At 44.3% G+C, this 16,767-nt stretch carries 15 protein-coding genes; 3 read left to right on the forward strand and 12 right to left on the reverse strand.

Translation table 11 applies throughout. The features are described 5' to 3' along the window. Positions 1 to 8: 8 nt before the first annotated feature. The 3 genes from RG47T_RS14895 to RG47T_RS14905 are packed head-to-tail and all read right to left on the reverse strand — an operon-like array spanning position 9 to position 3,447. Positions 9 to 506 carry a hypothetical protein gene (locus RG47T_RS14895; protein ID WP_074490207.1) on the reverse strand — a complete coding sequence of 166 codons (498 nt, stop codon included), beginning with the start codon at positions 504 to 506 and terminating at the stop codon, positions 9 to 11. 41 nt (positions 507 to 547) lie between these two features. Continuing rightward, a complete protein-coding gene (locus tag RG47T_RS14900) occupies positions 548 to 2,740 on the reverse strand; it encodes a penicillin acylase family protein (RefSeq protein ID WP_074490208.1) in 2,193 nt (730 codons plus the stop codon). Positions 2,741 to 2,754: 14 nt separating this feature from the next. After that, a complete protein-coding gene (locus tag RG47T_RS14905; protein ID WP_074490209.1) occupies positions 2,755 to 3,447 on the reverse strand; it encodes an aspartate/glutamate racemase family protein in 693 nt (230 codons plus the stop codon). Between the two features lie 161 nt (positions 3,448 to 3,608). On the opposite strand from RG47T_RS14905, the gene RG47T_RS14910 reads away from it, so the two are divergent. Together RG47T_RS14910 and RG47T_RS14915 are read left to right on the forward strand one after the other, a co-directional pair. Further along, the gene (locus RG47T_RS14910; RefSeq protein ID WP_074490210.1) at positions 3,609 to 5,951 is read left to right on the forward strand and encodes a glycoside hydrolase family 3 protein; all 2,343 of its coding nucleotides are present in this window, start codon (positions 3,609 to 3,611) and stop codon (positions 5,949 to 5,951) included. Between the two features lie 142 nt (positions 5,952 to 6,093). Further along, positions 6,094 to 6,582 carry a hypothetical protein gene (locus tag RG47T_RS14915; protein ID WP_074490211.1) on the forward strand — a complete coding sequence of 163 codons (489 nt, stop codon included), beginning with the start codon at positions 6,094 to 6,096 and terminating at the stop codon, positions 6,580 to 6,582. Between the two features lie 643 nt (positions 6,583 to 7,225). Here RG47T_RS14915 and RG47T_RS14925 read toward each other — a convergent pair. The 9 genes from RG47T_RS14925 to kduI all read right to left on the reverse strand — a co-directional run bounded on the left by RG47T_RS14925 (position 7,226) and on the right by kduI (position 16,048). Continuing rightward, a complete protein-coding gene (locus RG47T_RS14925; protein WP_074490213.1) occupies positions 7,226 to 8,275 on the reverse strand; it encodes a glycoside hydrolase family 130 protein in 1,050 nt (349 codons plus the stop codon). Between the two features lie 241 nt (positions 8,276 to 8,516). Then, the gene (locus tag RG47T_RS14930; protein ID WP_074490214.1) at positions 8,517 to 9,317 is read right to left on the reverse strand and encodes a DUF4350 domain-containing protein; all 801 of its coding nucleotides are present in this window, start codon (positions 9,315 to 9,317) and stop codon (positions 8,517 to 8,519) included. Positions 9,318 to 9,483: 166 nt separating this feature from the next. After that, a complete protein-coding gene (locus tag RG47T_RS14935; RefSeq protein WP_074490215.1) occupies positions 9,484 to 10,518 on the reverse strand; it encodes a LacI family DNA-binding transcriptional regulator in 1,035 nt (344 codons plus the stop codon). Between the two features lie 97 nt (positions 10,519 to 10,615). Then, positions 10,616 to 11,968 carry an MFS transporter gene (locus tag RG47T_RS14940; RefSeq protein ID WP_074490216.1) on the reverse strand — a complete coding sequence of 451 codons (1,353 nt, stop codon included), beginning with the start codon at positions 11,966 to 11,968 and terminating at the stop codon, positions 10,616 to 10,618. A gap of 14 nt (positions 11,969 to 11,982) precedes the next feature. Next, positions 11,983 to 12,642 (reverse strand): beta/alpha barrel domain-containing protein, encoded by a 660-nt coding sequence (locus RG47T_RS14945; protein ID WP_074490217.1) that lies wholly within the window; start codon positions 12,640 to 12,642, stop codon positions 11,983 to 11,985. Then, on the reverse strand, positions 12,632 to 13,669 hold the full coding sequence (locus RG47T_RS14950) for a sugar kinase (RefSeq protein WP_074490218.1): 1,038 nt from the start codon (positions 13,667 to 13,669) through the stop codon (positions 12,632 to 12,634). The genes RG47T_RS14945 and RG47T_RS14950 overlap by 11 nt, the downstream gene beginning before the upstream one ends. A 41-nt stretch (positions 13,670 to 13,710) precedes the next feature. Continuing rightward, on the reverse strand, positions 13,711 to 14,526 hold the full coding sequence (locus RG47T_RS14955) for an SDR family oxidoreductase (protein WP_074490219.1): 816 nt from the start codon (positions 14,524 to 14,526) through the stop codon (positions 13,711 to 13,713). A 52-nt stretch (positions 14,527 to 14,578) separates the two neighbouring features. Then, on the reverse strand, positions 14,579 to 15,154 hold the full coding sequence (locus tag RG47T_RS14960; RefSeq protein WP_074490220.1) for a GrpB family protein: 576 nt from the start codon (positions 15,152 to 15,154) through the stop codon (positions 14,579 to 14,581). A gap of 60 nt (positions 15,155 to 15,214) precedes the next feature. After that, positions 15,215 to 16,048 (reverse strand): 5-dehydro-4-deoxy-D-glucuronate isomerase, encoded by an 834-nt coding sequence (kduI, locus tag RG47T_RS14965; RefSeq protein WP_074490221.1) that lies wholly within the window; start codon positions 16,046 to 16,048, stop codon positions 15,215 to 15,217. 332 nt (positions 16,049 to 16,380) lie between these two features. Between kduI and RG47T_RS14970 the strand changes: the two genes are divergently transcribed. Further along, on the forward strand, positions 16,381 to 16,740 hold the full coding sequence (locus RG47T_RS14970; protein WP_074490222.1) for a cupin domain-containing protein: 360 nt from the start codon (positions 16,381 to 16,383) through the stop codon (positions 16,738 to 16,740). Positions 16,741 to 16,767: the final 27 nt, after the last annotated feature.

A 16,767-nucleotide genomic window follows, 5' to 3' on the forward strand; every position in this document is an offset into this window, starting at 1 on the left:
TGTATTAATTAATCGAGCGTGATCAAGTGCTTTTCGTGAACCTCTACCGAGTAATAACCGCTTTTACCGGGCAATGGGGTATAAACCGATATAGCATACATATCACTTTCGTACTGCCTGATGCTTTTATCATTGTCAGTTCCCTTAAAGGTTAAAGGGTAACCGTATTTGGTAATTTGTTTAATAAGCTCGTTGATGTGTTTTACAGACGTGGTAGTATAGCTTAAAACATGCAACGTTTTGCCGCCACCCTGCGGGGTACCCATACCGGTAATTACTGTTTCACGAAAACCATCTTCGCCAAAACGGTTCTGATACCTATTAACAGGAATCCCTTTTGTCATATCAGTTGATAAAAACTCAAACTTTTTACCTACAGTTAAAAACTGATTAATTTGCTCGGTCGAGGCGCCAACCAAACTCAGCATATCCTGAAAGTTAATATGCTGTGCTTCGGCTTTAGAAAAGCCTAAAAAAATTACTAAAACAAGTAAGTACTTCTTCATTATCAATTTATTACACCAAATATATAAAAAATCGGCAGGTGTTATAAACCCGGGTGATAGGTTTTTTCAGCATGTTTCAGCACGTCTTCTTTATAAAAAAGCACGTCCTTAAACTTGCCATCCAGGTAGCCTTGTGCCTGGTCTGTAAAGTGCTTAGATGTTGGATCGAACGCGGTACCACCTGTTTCAATGGTTTTGGCTTTCAGCTTCGGCCCAAACTCTACAGCAGCTATAAAGCTGTTGCCAGAGTAGCCATAACGTTTCTGCGTGTTTGGCTGTGTACGGCTCACAAATGATGGCAGTTGCCCGAAAGTACTGGCCACATAAGCCGCAGGCAGGCTAGGCTTATTATCGTCAAACACACCATCGGCCGGGCGTTGGTAACGGTTAACATCGCCCCATTTTACCTTCCAGGTTCCAAAACGTGCTGTTAGACTTTTAACAACGTCTGCCAGGTATTCCAGCTCGCGTGCAGCAGGTGTATGCTTCAGCATTTCATCCACGCGTTCGGTTTGGTAAGTGCCGGCTTGTGTAGACGTTGCTTTGGGCAGGCCTTTGTACATCAATGTACCCCACTCTACCGCCAGGGTGGTAGCTATAGAATTTACAGCCGATACCTTATCCCATTTTTGCAGTTCCTGCATGGGTTCCATCAACTGTTGTTTCAATGTATCGGTAGATTGATTGTAAGCTGCAATCAGCTCCGGCAGCAAAACATCAAAGGCCGACAAGTATCGGTTATAACCCATTGCAATCATATCATCCATAGATAACTTGCCGGATTGGCTGAGCAGTTTAGCAGCGGTTATCCCGCGATAGTTTTGCCCATCAGGTGCCATATATGCCGGGTACTTATCCTTATCCGGGCTGCTCTTACCTGCCGAGGTAAACGGCGTAGAATTGCAATTCTGGATCCAGCCGCTAGCCGGGTTGTATACATGTACCAGTTCATCAATACGATGTGTGCCCTGCCATTCGGTAGCTGGGGTGGTGCCATCAACAGGCTGTCGCCAATCATATTTGGGGTTACGTTTCGGCATAAAGTCGCCATACCAAAAGGCTGTGTTGCCTTTATCATCGGCATAAACCGTATTGTTGCTGGTATTGGCGCGTAGCTCCATTGCCTTGCGGTACTCGGCCAAAGTATTGGCCTTGGTAATGAGCCACGATTCTAACAGCGCATTGTACGACCGGTTATAGTGCTTAAGCGCCAGCCAATGCCCGTCTCTGTTGGCCAATACAGGCCCATGATGGGTTAAGTAGCCGCTGAATTGCTTAGATATCTGCTGGCCATCTTTCAAATAAGTTAAGTTGATCTGCTTTACTGTTACCGGTTTCTGCGCGCCGTTGTATTCATAAACCCATTTGCCATTCTTGCTGGCCACTTTTTCGGCATACACATCGGCCACGTCGGCATAGCTGGAGGTGTGCATCCAGCCGCAGTGCTGGTTAAAGCCCTGGTATACAAAAAACTGGCCCCAGGTTACCGCGCCATAAACATTGAGCCCCTCGTTACTCACCAACTGCACTTCAGACCGGAAATAGAACGGCACATGCGGGTTAATGTATAACATAGCATGCCCCGATTTTGACTTAGAAGGCGATATGGCAAAACCGTTTGAACCCATTTCGCGCTTATCAACTTCCTCTGCAATTTCGCGTTTTAAACCTTTATCTGTTGCACCCATTTGCTGCGGTTCGTGGCTATAAAATTGCTGCGATTCTTGCAGGGTAATATCTCCATAATCGGTAGCCGCAACACTACCATCTGTAAACATCAGCGCAAACCAGGGTTCGTAATGTTTAAAAACCAGCGGCTTCACTTCGGGGTGTTTGTACAGGTAATAGTTAATGCCATCGGCAAAGGCATTCAGCAGTTTTTTAAACCAGAGCGGGCTGGCTTTGTAATCTTTTATCGCATCGGCAGTGTCAGCAATCAGCTGCATTTGCAGGTCTTCATATACGCGGCTCTCGCCATCTGCCTCGGCCTGGCGGCCTAATTGATACAAGTAATTACGTTCTATGCCTTTAAAGTTATCCTCGCACTGGGTATACATCAGCCCGAAAACGGCATCCGCATCGGTTTTGCCATAAATGTGCGGCACGCCATAATCATCCCTTACAATGGTTACCTGCTTAGCCTGCAATTGGCAGCGCTGCACATCAGTTTTATTGAATTGAGCGTAACCGATAACGGGCAGTAAAAAGGCTAAAAGCGTAAAAAATTTTCTCATAAATTATGCAAATACTATTTCTCTAAAGCCAACTCAACCGCTTTACCGGCGTGGATAGTGGTGGTATCAAAAATGGGAATTGGGGTATCTGTAACCTTAATGAGCATGCCGATTTCGGTGCAGCCCAGTATAATTCCTTCGGCTCCATTGGCTACCAGCTTATCCATAATGGTTAAGTAGGCTTTACGCGAATCGTCGCTTACAATACCTTTCGCCAGTTCGCTATAGATCACGTTGTGAATGATCTCCCGGTCAGCTTCTTCGGGAATAATAACTTCAATGCCTTGATTTTGGATGCGATCTTTAATAAAATTCTGCTCCATGGTATATTTAGTACCCAGCAACCCTATTTTTTTAAGGCCTTGCTTTTTGATGGCTTCGGCAGTAACATCCCCTATATGCAGCAGCGGGATATCAATACTGCTTGCCACCTCTGCCGATACCTTGTGCATGGTGTTGGCGCAGATGAGTACCATATCGGCACCCGCGCTTTGCAAAGCTTTGGCTGCATCGATCATTTTTTCGGCCAGGATATCCCAATCGCCCTGGCGTTGCAGGTGGGCTATGTCTTCAAAATCTACCGTCACCATAACCGACTTGCCGGAGTGCACGCCGCCCAAAAGCTGATTCACTTTCCTGTTGATCAGCTGGTAATACAGCACCGAGCTCTCCCACGACATGCCGCCAATTAAACCGATAGTTTTCATTAATAATTATTTTTTATGAATTGCTTTTTAAGTTTAATGTGTTAATTTAACACATTGATTAAGCAATAAATGTAACGCGTACGTTTTGTGGCTAATATCAATAAATTTAGGGTTTCAAACCAACCCTCAAACCAATAACATTAACCAATTTACTGATTATTATGAAGACGAAACTTCCTTCGTACGTATTTATCATGGCTATGCTGGGTACCCCAATTGCTTATGCACAGCAAAAATACACCAGCACACCTGCAGGTGCTTACACTGTAGTAAAAAATCAGGGCGGGCAAACGCTGGGTTATTCGCCGGCTTCGGGCGTTAAAGTTTTAACGGTTGATGGCCTGGCTTTTAAAGATCTGAACACGAACGGCAAGCTGGATAAGTACGAAGACTGGCGCTTACCTTTCGACGTACGGGCTAAAGACCTTGCCGCTAAGATGAGCGTTGCACAAATTGCCGGGCTTATGCTTTACAGCCGCCATCAGCCCATCCCTGCCCCACCGGCAGGCCCGTTTACTGGCACCTATCACGGTAAAGCGTTTGCCGAAAGCGGCGCAAAACCATCTGATTTGACCGATCAGCAAATTGATTTTTTAACTAAGGACAATGTAAGGCATGTACTGGTAACCTCCGTACAATCGCCGTCCATTGCTGCCGAATGGAACAACAATATGCAAGCCCTCACCGAAGGTATTGGTTTGGGGATCCCGGCCAATAACAGCTCCGACCCTCGCCACGGTATTGTGGCCTCGGCCGAATTTAATGCCGGCGCAGGCGGGCAAATTTCTATGTGGCCCGGCTCGTTGGGTATGGCCGCAACTTTCAACCCAGATATAACCGAAGGCTTTGGCCATATCGCCGCAGCAGAGTACCGGGCACTTGGGATTGCCACCGCACTATCGCCACAGGTTGACATTGCCAGCGAGCCACGCTGGTGGCGCGTAAGCGGCACTTTTGGCGAAGACCCGCAACTGGCAACTGATATGGCCAGGGCTTATATAGATGGTTTCCAAACCTCCGAAGGGAGCAAAGAAATAGCCGGGGGCTGGGGATACAGCAGCGTGAACGCTATGGTAAAACACTGGCCAAGCGGCGGCAGTGGCGAGGGTGGCCGCGATGCGCATTATGGCTATGGTAAGTATGCGGTTTATCCGGCGCATCAGTTCGAAAAAAATGTGGTGCCGTTTACCGAGGGTGCTTTTAAACTGAAAGGTAAAACCGGTATGGCATCTGCAGTGATGCCTTACTATACCATCTCTTATGCCCAGGATACCAAAAACGGCGAGAACGTTGGTAACAACTATAATAAATACATCATCAATGATATGCTGCGCGGCAAATACAAATACGATGGCGTGGTATGTACCGACTGGCTGGTTACTGCCGATGAAACTGCAGTTGATGTATTCCTGTCGGGGAAATCATGGGGTGTGGAGAAACTAACCGTGGACCAACGTCATTATAAAGCCTTAATGGCCGGCGTAGATCAGTTTGGGGGCAACAGCGATGCAGCACCGGTACTTGCGGCTTACAAGATGGGCGTTAAAGAGTATGGTGAAGCGTTTATGCGCAAACGTTTTGAGCAATCGGCCGTGCGTTTGCTGAAGAATATTTTCAGGGTTGGCTTGTTTGAAAACCCTTACCTGAATACGGATGAAACACAGGCCACCGTGGGCAAAGCTGAATACATGGCGGCAGGTTACGATGCCCAGCTAAAGTCTATTGTAATGCTGAAAAACAAAGCCAATGTGTTACCGCTTACCAAAAATAAAACCGTTTACATCCCTAAACAATTTACCCCGGCAGGCAAAAACTTTTTAGGCATCCCTTACCCGGAGAAATTGGATTATCCGGTGAGTATGGCAGTGGTTAAAAAATACTTTAACGTAACTGAAAATCCGGACGAAGCCGATTATGCACTGGTGTTTATTAACAGCCCGGCATCGCAAGGTGGTTACAGTGCCGATGACGCTAAGAATGGCGGCAATGGTTACCTGCCTATCAGCTTACAATACAAACCTTACACGGCCACAGGTGCCCGTGCAACCAGCATAGCAGGCGGCGATCCGCTCGAAAAAACTACTAACCGTAGTTACAAGGGTAAAACATCAACAGCCATCAATACCAGCGACTTAAATATGGTTACCGATACTTACGCCAAAATGAAGGGTAAACCGATTATAGTATCTGTAATGATGAATAATGCCACCGTATTTGGTGAGTTTGAGCAAAACGCAAATGCCTTGCTGGTGCAATTTGGTGTGCAAGACCAGGCTGTTTTGGATATCCTGACCGGCAACACAGAACCATCGGGCTTATTACCCCTACAAATGCCTGCAGATATGGCAACCGTTGAGCAACAGGCCGAAGACCTGCCGTTGGATATGAAATGCTACAAAGATGCCGAAGGCCATGTTTATGACTTTGCCTACGGACTGAATTGGAAAGGCGTAATAAAAGATGCCCGCACTGCTAAATTTCAACACAGCACAAAAATAAACTAAACGATATATTTGATTTTAGATCCCTGCTGCGCGATGTTGTGGCAGGGATCTTTTGCTTTAAAGCCAGAGTTCAAAATATTCCTAATCGCTATAAGAACATTTAAACAAATGGCACGTTTTATTTAAAAACAAAGAAGCCACTATGAATTTTAAAAAAATATTTGCAGCAGGCACCGCAGGTACAGCGGTTATGACATTGTTTAGTTATGCTGTTACAAAGGCAGCTAAAAGCAATTATCTCGAACCTTCCATACTGGGCCAACTACTTAACAGGGTTACCCCGCTCGAAAAACAAACGGCCATGGTTACCGGATGGGCCTCGCACTTGGGCATAGGGATATTATTTACAGGTGCTTACGACAAATATTTGCAACTAAAAAAAACCAGGCCAACGCTCGCAAATGCCTTACTAATGGGTTCGCTAGGCGGCTTAACGGGGATTGCTATTTGGCAGGCTACTTTTAAAGCCCACCCAAACCCGCCGGGTGTTAATCTGAAAAATTTCTACAAACAACTTTTTATTGCCCACCTTATTTTTGGCGCAGCGGTTGCGTTAACCTACGAAGCTGATGATATGGAAATTGTAAACCCGGACCCCTTTTATCAGGAAACTGATTATATATTTATTTAACTGATGAAACTTCTAGGTTGGTTAATTTTTGTGAGTCTAAACTTCTGGCTTTTGTTTTATTTTGCTAAAAAAGCCGGTAGGTCTTTCCTTATCAGGGCCTTCATATTGACTATACCTGCCGCCTGTATTATAATAATTTTTGTTGCTTTTGGCCTACGCCTAATTCACTTTAATCCCAGCCAGGTATTTACAAATAGCATTTTCTCAGTCTTTTTTTCGTTTGTAATTTTATCGATGATCAATTTATTTAACCAACTATTCCAAGCCGGCTTGGATGGCATGGCTTCTTTTCATCAAAAAAACAATGCTGAAAATTTAGGCAGACAACCCATCAAATTTTTTGTTACCAGGCGCCCCCTAATAAGGCAAATAGTTGCCATCATATGGTTTTTGGGTTCGGCACTTATGTTATATGGCGCATGGTTTGACATGAAAGTATAGCAGAATTATCTACACACATTATAGTATTCAGAACCGTAACAGGGTCATCATTTAAGCCGTCATGAAAACCAATTTTATGTTGCCCAATGCCTCCACAAAGAATGTAGCATAACCATCAATACTACCTTTAAAACGGCTTTTCCTTTTTTTCTATGAGCTTATAACCTTGCTATTAAAACATTAATCATCGGTAATACAATGGCTATACGTTAAGCGTTTTTAAGATTTCAGCTATTGAAAACTTGGCAGCGCATACAAACTCATCAGCTGCGCCATAGTACAGGGTTATTGTATCCCCATCAACAATGTGCCCGTTGGTAAATACCACATTACCAAAAAAGCCGCTGGTTTCATAATCTTCTGTGGGCACCATTAAAGGGTCTTTACTGCGGGCAATTACTTTTTTAGGGTCGTTTAAATCTAGTAACAACGCTCCAAGGCAATACTGATGCTTGTAGTTGGCGCCATGATAAATTTCGAGCCAGCCTTTATCTGTTTTAATGGGTGCTGCCCCTGCCCCCACCCGGGCATCGTCCCAATGGTCCTTACGGGTTTTTACGATGCATTGATGGTTACCCCAGTGTATCCCATCCGGCGATTCGGCAATCCAGATAAAATTACCGCCCAGATCAACACTGCTTGGCCGGTGCAGGGCATAAAACATTCCGTTTACCTTTTCTTCAAAAATAGCGCAGTCTTTATTGTGCGGTGGAAATATTACACCGTGCGATTCAAACGTTTTCCAATCTGTAGTAGTACGCAAACCAACCGTTACCCCATTTGAAGATACTGCTGTATAAGTGAGCCAATATTTACCTTCCAAAAAAGCTACCCGGCAATCTTCAATACCAAAAGCCTCCAGCATGCCTTTGCCAAAAAGTGGTTCATAACCTTCTGGTTCGTGAAAATGGATCCCATCATCGCTGCAAAGTAGTCGCAAATGCGATAACGTAGTAAGATAATCCAATCCCTGAAACCGCAGCACCCGGGCATCGGTGTTAATCAGTTCGGGGTGTTTTTCGGGTATTTCGATGATAGATGTTTTACCTTCCTCATTAATCACGGGGATTAAGATCATCCCTTCTTTGGCGGCTGTATTTTCGGCCACACGCACAATCAGCCAGATCTTGCCTTCGAACCTAAACACACCGGGATTTAACAAACAGATCACCTGCATGCCTGCCGCACTTGGGTGCACATGCGCCGGGCGTAATAATGGATTTTCGGGGAACCGCTTTGCTAAATCTGCCATAATCCTATCTTCTAATTATAAAACAAACCCCCGAAACAATTATTTGTTGAGCGAAACCATCAATTCAAACAGATGAGCGGATAACCTGCCTATTTGATCCCTTCATGCGTAATTTTCACTATGCGTAGTTTGGCAGGCCGATGCCAGTGCTCTAACAATTCTGCTAAATTATCATTGCTAATCAATACGGCACAAAATTCTACTCTTCTATCCCGTTAAAGATTTGATAAAGCATTGATGTTTATTTACTGTTCATTTTTTTAGTGCCCGCTTGTGCCAACAACCATTTAGCCAGGTCGCGGGCGGCATTATCATTGTCAAAACCTGCCGGTAAGCGGCCGTTTACATATTCGTTATACAGCCATGGGTCGCCAACGGCAAACACGGTACCCTTGCCATATTTGGCAACTGCTGCTATTACTGCGCCATTTGCAGCTTTAAAAGCAGGCTGTGCTTTTCCCTTTAATTCAATACTGCACACATCTTTTAAAAAAGCCTTTTTTACGGTTTTAAAAATCGGGTTGTTAACCATCATCACAGCACCATCAGCAAAATGGGCATCATCAATTACATGGTTCTGCATATCGTTATTAAAGTGCATCCCAAAACGGGCTGCCAGTATATTAAAGTGCGGCAGCTCTACATTGGCGCTATCGTTAGCCATTAGCACCAGCACGCCACCTGCCTTTACCCATTCGGCTATCTGATCGGCATTCTGGCTACTGATATAGTTGGGCTGTGGGTTTTCTTTCTTAGTATCCGGATCAACAATAATGTAAACAGCGGTACCTTTTAAATTAGCAACGGTTGGGGCAGCATCAAGGCTATTTAAATTTGCGCCGGCTTGTTTAAAGATATCGCCCCAGATAGAAAAACCCGTATTGCTTTTATCTTCCCACAGGTAATGAAACCTTTGGGCAATGCCATCTTGAGTACGGGTTTCATGGTTGAAATAATAATCAAGCGTAACCGTTTGGGCAAAGCTCATACTACAAGCAGTGAGCAATACGAACAGTGTACCGACAGATAGTTTATGTATCATGTAAATAATTTTAAAGGTGTGCAGTGCTTATAATTGGCCTACTATTTTTCGACCATCAGCCCGATCAAAACTAACAGATTACCTACAGATCTGAACCCTTTACTGTATTTATTTACGATATCGTTTTCGTTTTTATTACTTAAATAAGTAATAAAGTATATGCAGGTTATGACCCCTTTATAGAGGACTTTCGTATAGTTAAGGTGGTAGGTAGCACCACCGTTTTGAATTCTGTAACCGGGTGTTTGCTGGCAATAAGATTTAGCAGCATTTCTGTAGCTTTTTGCCCCATTTCGAAACCGGGTTGGGACACGGTAGTAAGCGGCGGATTTAAAACATCGGCCATGCTGGTGTTGGAGTAACCGACCAAAGCAATGTCATCCGGAATTTTGATACCCAGCTTGTACAGCAGGGACAAACTGGTGGTGGTGATCCTGTCGGATGTAGTAAAAATAGCATCCGGCCTGGGGTCCATATTCAGCAACTCGTTCAGCGCGTTTTCAATCTCGCTGACATCCCGGCCCCCGTGCGGGCAATATTTAACGTAATTTTCGGGTAGTTTAATCCCGGCATCAGCCAATGCCTGGTGGTAACCTGCCAGGCGCTCTTGTGTAATAGAAATATTAGGCGGGCTGGTAATATGAGCTATCTTTCTGAAACCCGATGCTATTAAGTGCTTGGTGGCATTGTAGCCGCCCATATAATTATCGGCAATTACCTTGTGGGTTTCTATCTCGTTGCTCACGCGATCAAAAAATACGATTGGCAAGCCTTGCTTATGTAGCCTTAGCAAATGCTCAATATCCTTGGTTTCGGTAGAAATAGAGATCAACAGCCCATCGATAGAGCGGTGCGTAAGGTGGCCAACGTTTTTAACCTCCAGGTCATACGACTCATGCGTTTGGGTGATAATGACGTTGTAACCCTCATTATAAGCAACCGACTCGATACCGTTAATTACCTGCGAAAAAAACTGGTTCTCGATGGTGGATACCACGATACCGATAGATTTACTTGAACCTTGTTTTAAGCTTTGCGCAATAGGATTTGGGCGGTAATTATTTTCTTTGGCATAGGCTAAAACCAGCTTTTTAGTTTTTTCGCTAATTTCATGACTATCCCGAAGCGCCTTTGACACTGTTGATACAGAAAGATTTAACGCTTTCGCAATATCCCTGATTGTTATCGCATTAAAGTTCATAGTGGCCTCCCCGCTTAAGCTTGCAATCGCAATTTGCTAAAGCAGTGCCACAAGATAAAAAAACTTAGTTACATGCTCAAAAAAGGGCTCAGGTAAGCTACAAATCAATCTGCTTAAACCTTGGCACCAACAGCTTCATAATACTCCATGCAATAACATAGGCAAAGGCACAAACCATAAACATAACCCCATAAGCAATATGTGGTGTTGCTTTGTAAAAATCAGTTAACCGGCCGGCCAGCTGTTGTATCAGTACGCCACCAATACCGCCGGCCATGCCACCAATACCGGTAACAGAGCCTACTGCTTTTTTAGGGAACATATCTGATACAGTGGTGAACAAATTGGCAGACCATGCCTGGTGCGCCGCCGCACCCAAACAGATTACCGCTACCGCAAATATTACCGCTGAGTCGCCAAAGGTGGCTTTGTTAGCAAAATATTGTGTTGATAAAAGGCTGATGGGCACAATGGCAATCATGAGCATAGCCGTCATCCGGGCTTTGTAAACTTCCATACCTTTGTTAATGAAAAACATGGGGATACTGCCACCAAACACGCTACCAAAAATAGCTGTGCCATATACGATAAAGGTTGGCAGCATAACTTCGTGGCCCGTCATCCCAAATTGTTTCTTCAGATAATCGGGCAGCCAGAACAGCAGGAACCACCAGATACCATCAGTCAGGAATTTGCCTGTAAAAAACGCCCAGGTTTGCTTGTATCTAAATAACTTCCACCATGATACCTTTTCGCGCACAGCCACATCTTCTGATGCAGCCACGTGCATAACCAGGTCATCACTATGGATATGGTCATATTCTTCGGGAGTTAAATGCTTACTTTTTGAGGGTGGGTTATACAATAAAAACCAAAAGATTAACCACACAAAACCCGAGGCACCCGTAATTAAATAGGCATACTTCCAGCCATGCTCTGTACCAAAATACCCAAGGCACCAGGGCACAAATAAAGAGGCAATCATGGCACCGATGTTCGATCCGCTGTTGAAGATCCCGGTAGCCAACGCGCGCTCTTTTTTAGGAAACCACTCGGCCACGGTTTTAATGGATGCCGGGAAATTACCTGCCTCGCCCAAACCAAACAAACTGCGGATAACTACGTGCAATACCACACTACTACCGGCAAAAGCATTCATCATACCAAAAACCGACCAGATAATAAGTGAGAATGCCAGGCCCAGTTTAGTGCCTATACGATCGATAACTAAACCGGCTACGATGGTAATACCGGCATAAAATGCCGTAAAAAACGAAGTAACGTTGGCATATTGCATGTTACTCCAACCAAAGCCCCCGCTTGCCACAGGCGAACAGAAGAACTCTTTGAGGTAACTAATTACCTGCCGGTCCATGTAATTAATTGTAGTAGAAAACAGCAGAAGAGATGCAATTACCCATCTGTATTTGCCTACATTACTTTTTCCCATAATTTTTAGGTTGGTTATCTAGCCGACTGCACTATTTGCAATGCCCGCAAGGTTTCTGTATATAATTGGTCGTATTCTTTGTATTCAAGTACATTTTTAGTGATCAGTTTGCTTCCCATCCCAACTGCGCACACACCTGCATGAAACCAGCCCGAAATATTCTCGTGCTCCAGCTCCACGCCTCCAGTCGGCATAAAAAGCTGGCCGGGGAATAGTTCTTTAATTGATGACACAAACGCCGGCCCTAAAATATTGGCCGGAAATATTTTAATGAGTTGCGCACCAAATTGCTGCGCCTGGTGTATTTCGGTCGGTGTCATACAACCGGGCACCCACATCAAATCGTGCTTAAGCGCAACAGCGGCAACTTCGGGGCTCACTATCGGCGATATTAAAAAATGAGCTCCGGCTTCTACATAGTCTGTAGCCTGTTGCGTAGTTTTTATGGTGCCGATACCTAAAATAAGATCCGGTAGTTCTTCTTTTTGAAGGCGCACAAGGGCCTTAAAGTTTTCTAGCGCAGCCTCACCCCGGTTGGTATACTCAATAACCCGGATGCCTGCTTTGTACAGCGTGCGGGTTACATCCAGGCTTACCTCTTCGCTTTTATGATAAAACAGCGGCAGCATACCCTGGGTAATAATGCTATCTAAAATATCCTGCTTAGTTTTCATACTTAATTGCATTTTTAATTTGTTCAACGGTGCTGGTTGTGGCATCGCCCCATATAAATAGTTTTTCAAAAGCGGCTGCAGTGGCAAAATCCAACACCTCAACCGCTGCCAGCTGGTTACAGAAACCATAAATTAACCCGGCCATAAAGCAATCGCCGCTGCCTACCTTATCAATCATGGCATCGGTCTGGTATTCGGCCGAGTGGTACAAATGTCCGTCGGTGTACAATGCGCAATAGTAATTGATATCCTTCCCCCCATCAAACCTAAAGGTATTGGCCACCGCTTTGCATTTCGGATACTGTTTCATGATCTCTTCCGAACTCAGCAAGGCAGATTTCAGATAAAGGCTTTTCTGGCCCGACTCGCTCACATCAGGCGTTACCGGGATATCGAGCATTTTTTCACTTGCCCAAACATTACCCATAATCAGGTCGCAATACTTAACCAACCGCGGCATAATTTCTTTGGGGTCTTTACCGTACTGCCACAATTTGGCACGATAGTTCATATCAACAGAGATGGTAATACCCAACCTCGATGCTGCAATTAGTGCTTCCTCGCACAAATCTGCCGTTTGCTGTGTTAGTGCCGGGCAAATGGCACTGAAGTGAAACCACCTCACGCCTGCCAAAACCTCATCCCAGTTAATCATTCCCGGCTTCAGTTCGGCAAAGGCCGAGTGAGCACGGTCATAAATAAGGGCATCGTGCTTCATATCACTGCCTTTGGTTAAAAAGAACAAGCCTAATCGGCTGCCGCCATGATAAATGGCAGAGGTATCAATGTTACGCTGATGCAGGTACCCGATCAATTGCGCAGACATGCCATTGGCCGGCAATGCTGTAAAGTATTTCGATTCAATTTCCCACTTGGCCAATGCCGTTGCTACGTTAAGCTCGGCACCGCCAACATAAACCGGCAGGTTATTTTCCTTCAGCCAATTACTATCCCCATCCGGACAAATCCTGAGCAGCATTTCGCCAAATGTTAAAACCGCGCCGGAAGCATCAACCTGTAATCCCATGTTTTAATCAGTGTTTAAGTGGTTTTTAAATGTAATAAAATTTAAACGCCACTAAAAATTGAAAAGCCGCCATCTACACATATCATCGAACCTGTTACAAAGGCAGATGCATCGCTCAGTAACCAAACCAGTGCACCAATCAGCTCATCCGGCCGGCCAAAGCGTTTAAAAGGCGTTTTCCTGATCACCGCTTCTCCGCGTGGGGTATAACCACCTTCGGGTTTGGTTAACAGGCTCCGGTTTTGCTCTGTAAGGAAAAAGCCCGGTGCTAAGGCATTCATACGGATGGTATCGCCATAACGGTTAGCCAGTTCAACGGCAAACCATTGGTTATAGCAATCAACCGCTGCTTTACCCATATTGTAACCCAATACCTTGGTAACCGCCTGTTTAGAATTCATGGACGATATGTTAACGATGCTGCCTTTGCCGGTTTGGGCTATAGCCTCACCAAAAACCTGGCTAGGTATTAAAGTACCCCAAAGGTTTACATCCAGCACACGTTTCATCCCGTCTATGTTCATTTTAAAAATATCATCTTCGGGTTGTAAAACACCTTCGGGCATGTTACCGCCTGCGGCATTCACCAGGCCATCTATGCGGCCAAACTTTGCTAATATGGTTGCTTTAGCCTCCTGTAATGCAGTTTCATCTAAAACATCGGCAACTACGCCAATGGCCTGGCCGCCGTTTTTATTAATTGCATCGGCCCGCTCTTCTGCCACTTGTTTGTTGCGGCCAAGTATAGCAACTGCGCCACCGGCCTCTACAATGCCGTTCACAAACGAATTGCCCAGTATACCTGTGCCGCCGGTAACTACAATTACCTTACCTTTTAATGAATAGTTATTTTCCACTTGTTAAAATCTTGTTGTTTAAATGTAATTAAGGTTCCTCTAAAAATAACTTTTACAATCCCTGTTTAGCTTTATCGGTAACTTCTTTAACAAATTCTGTTTTTGCAATGCGATATGCAACTCTTTCATGTTTGAAATTTGCGGATAGTTTGCGCTTCAATTGTTCGTATTCTTTTGCAGTTTGAGGATTTTCAATAAGATAATCTCTGAAAAGTAGCCTATCCCATAACGGATGATTTTGGGGGCCTGCATGTATATGATAAGTTTGATCTTTTGGACTTGAAATATTGTATCCTTTAACAAATACCATGTGGGGATCACGACCTTCATTTTGCCAGTTAAACTCATACCCTAAAGTTTGTAGTTGTTGAATGAGCTTTTGGTTCTTTGTTTCTTCAAAATCTACTTCCATTAAAATATCAATGGTATCTTTAGCTGAAAGTCCTGGTACAGAGGTGCTCCCAAAATGTTCTATTCGGGAAAACAGGCCCGGTTCAAGCGTATCAGTAATCAAGTTTTTTTCTTTTTCAAACAGATCGGGCCAATTTTTGCTATAAGGGCTGATTTCAACAGGAAATAATTGACCTATTTCTTCCTTGCTTAAGTCCTGTAATCTCTTTTCCATCATAGACTTTTTATTCTATTCCCTTTTCTGTTGTTTTAGTGTTTAAATGTGATAAGGTTTAGGTTATCTTATTTCGGGGATGCTTAAGGCATCCATATCTGTATAGTCTAAATTTTCGCCGGCCATGCCCCATATAAAGCTGTAGCTTGCCGTACCTACACCCGAGTGAATGCTCCATGGCGGCGAAACCACCGCATCATAATTATCCATCAAAATGTGGCGGGTTTCTGTACCCTCGCCCATGTAGTGGAATATGCGCTGGCCTTGGGGTACATCGAAATAAAAATAGGCTTCCATCCGCCTGTCATGCACGTGCGGCGGCATGGTATTCCAAACGCTGCCACCATGTAAAATGGTTAGGCCCATTACCAGCTGGCAACTTTGTATGCCTTCCAGATGAATATATTTATTGATGGTACGATGGTTTGCGGTGGTTATATCACCTGCATTCACTTTAACGGCCTGCTCGTTAGTCATTAAAGTGATAGGGTATGTTTTATGCGCCGGAGCCGATAGTAAATAGAATACAGGCGGGTTGGCAGCATCTTTAGCAGCAAAAGTTACCTGCTTGGCTCCTTTACCAATATAAAGGCAATCCAGTTTGTTTAAATCGTATGGTACACCATCGGCAGTTATTGTACCGGCACCATTACCCACGTTAATGATCCCGATTTCGCGGCGCTCCAGAAAGTATTCGGCACGCAGATTTGCGTAGTTCTCCAGTTCAATAGGTTGGCTTACCGGGTTTACACCGCCAACAATCATCCGGTCGTAATGGGTATATACACAATTGATCTCATCGGCCTTTACAATTCCGTCTGCCAAAAAACGCTCACGGATCAATGCGGTCTGATAGGTTTTAAAATCGTCGGGATGTACGCTATGTAATACTTTCAAGATATACTGCTTTAAGAGATTTAACTTCTTTATAATGGTTTAGCAAGTCTACAACTATGGCCGTTTAATTAAAAACAATTGGATTGTTATTTCTACGCAAACGTTATCGGAGGTATACCGCGACTCCAAAAACGCTATTTTACTCAAACGTTTGCGTAAAAATATAGCCGCTTTATAACTAAGTTAACAGCAATACATCGTAATATTGGCTATTCTATGGTTTGAAAAAAGACATAGAAACCAACATAAACATAAGCCCGCTGGGTTATTAAGCCTGTTTTAAAAATGAAAATGAAGTCCGTATTTAACGGGTGAAAAAAGAATTAACGAACATGATACAAAGCAATTTATTTCAGCAGGGCGAAGCCGCCTGGGAAACTACCGGGCCCGGCGTACAGCGCCAGGTATTGGGCTATGATGATAAGCTGATGCTGGTTAAAGTAAAGTTTGAAAAAGGCGGCGTGGGCGAACCGCACAGCCACCCGCATGCACAGGCCAGCTATGTAGAAAGCGGCGTTTTTGAAATGACGATTGGCGACACTAAAAAGATCATCAATAAAGGCGATGGTTATTATGTACCGCCTTATACCGTACATGGTTGTGTTTGCCTGGAAGCGGGTATGTTGGTTGATTCGTTTAGCCCCGCGAGATGGGATTTTATACAAACAGACAATGAAAAATACGCTTTGTAAGTTATCTTCGTTTCAAAGCACTAATTA

It is taken from the genome of Mucilaginibacter polytrichastri (genome assembly GCF_001911425.1).
In the GTDB taxonomy this organism is placed as follows: Bacteria; Bacteroidota; Bacteroidia; order Sphingobacteriales; family Sphingobacteriaceae; genus Mucilaginibacter; species Mucilaginibacter polytrichastri.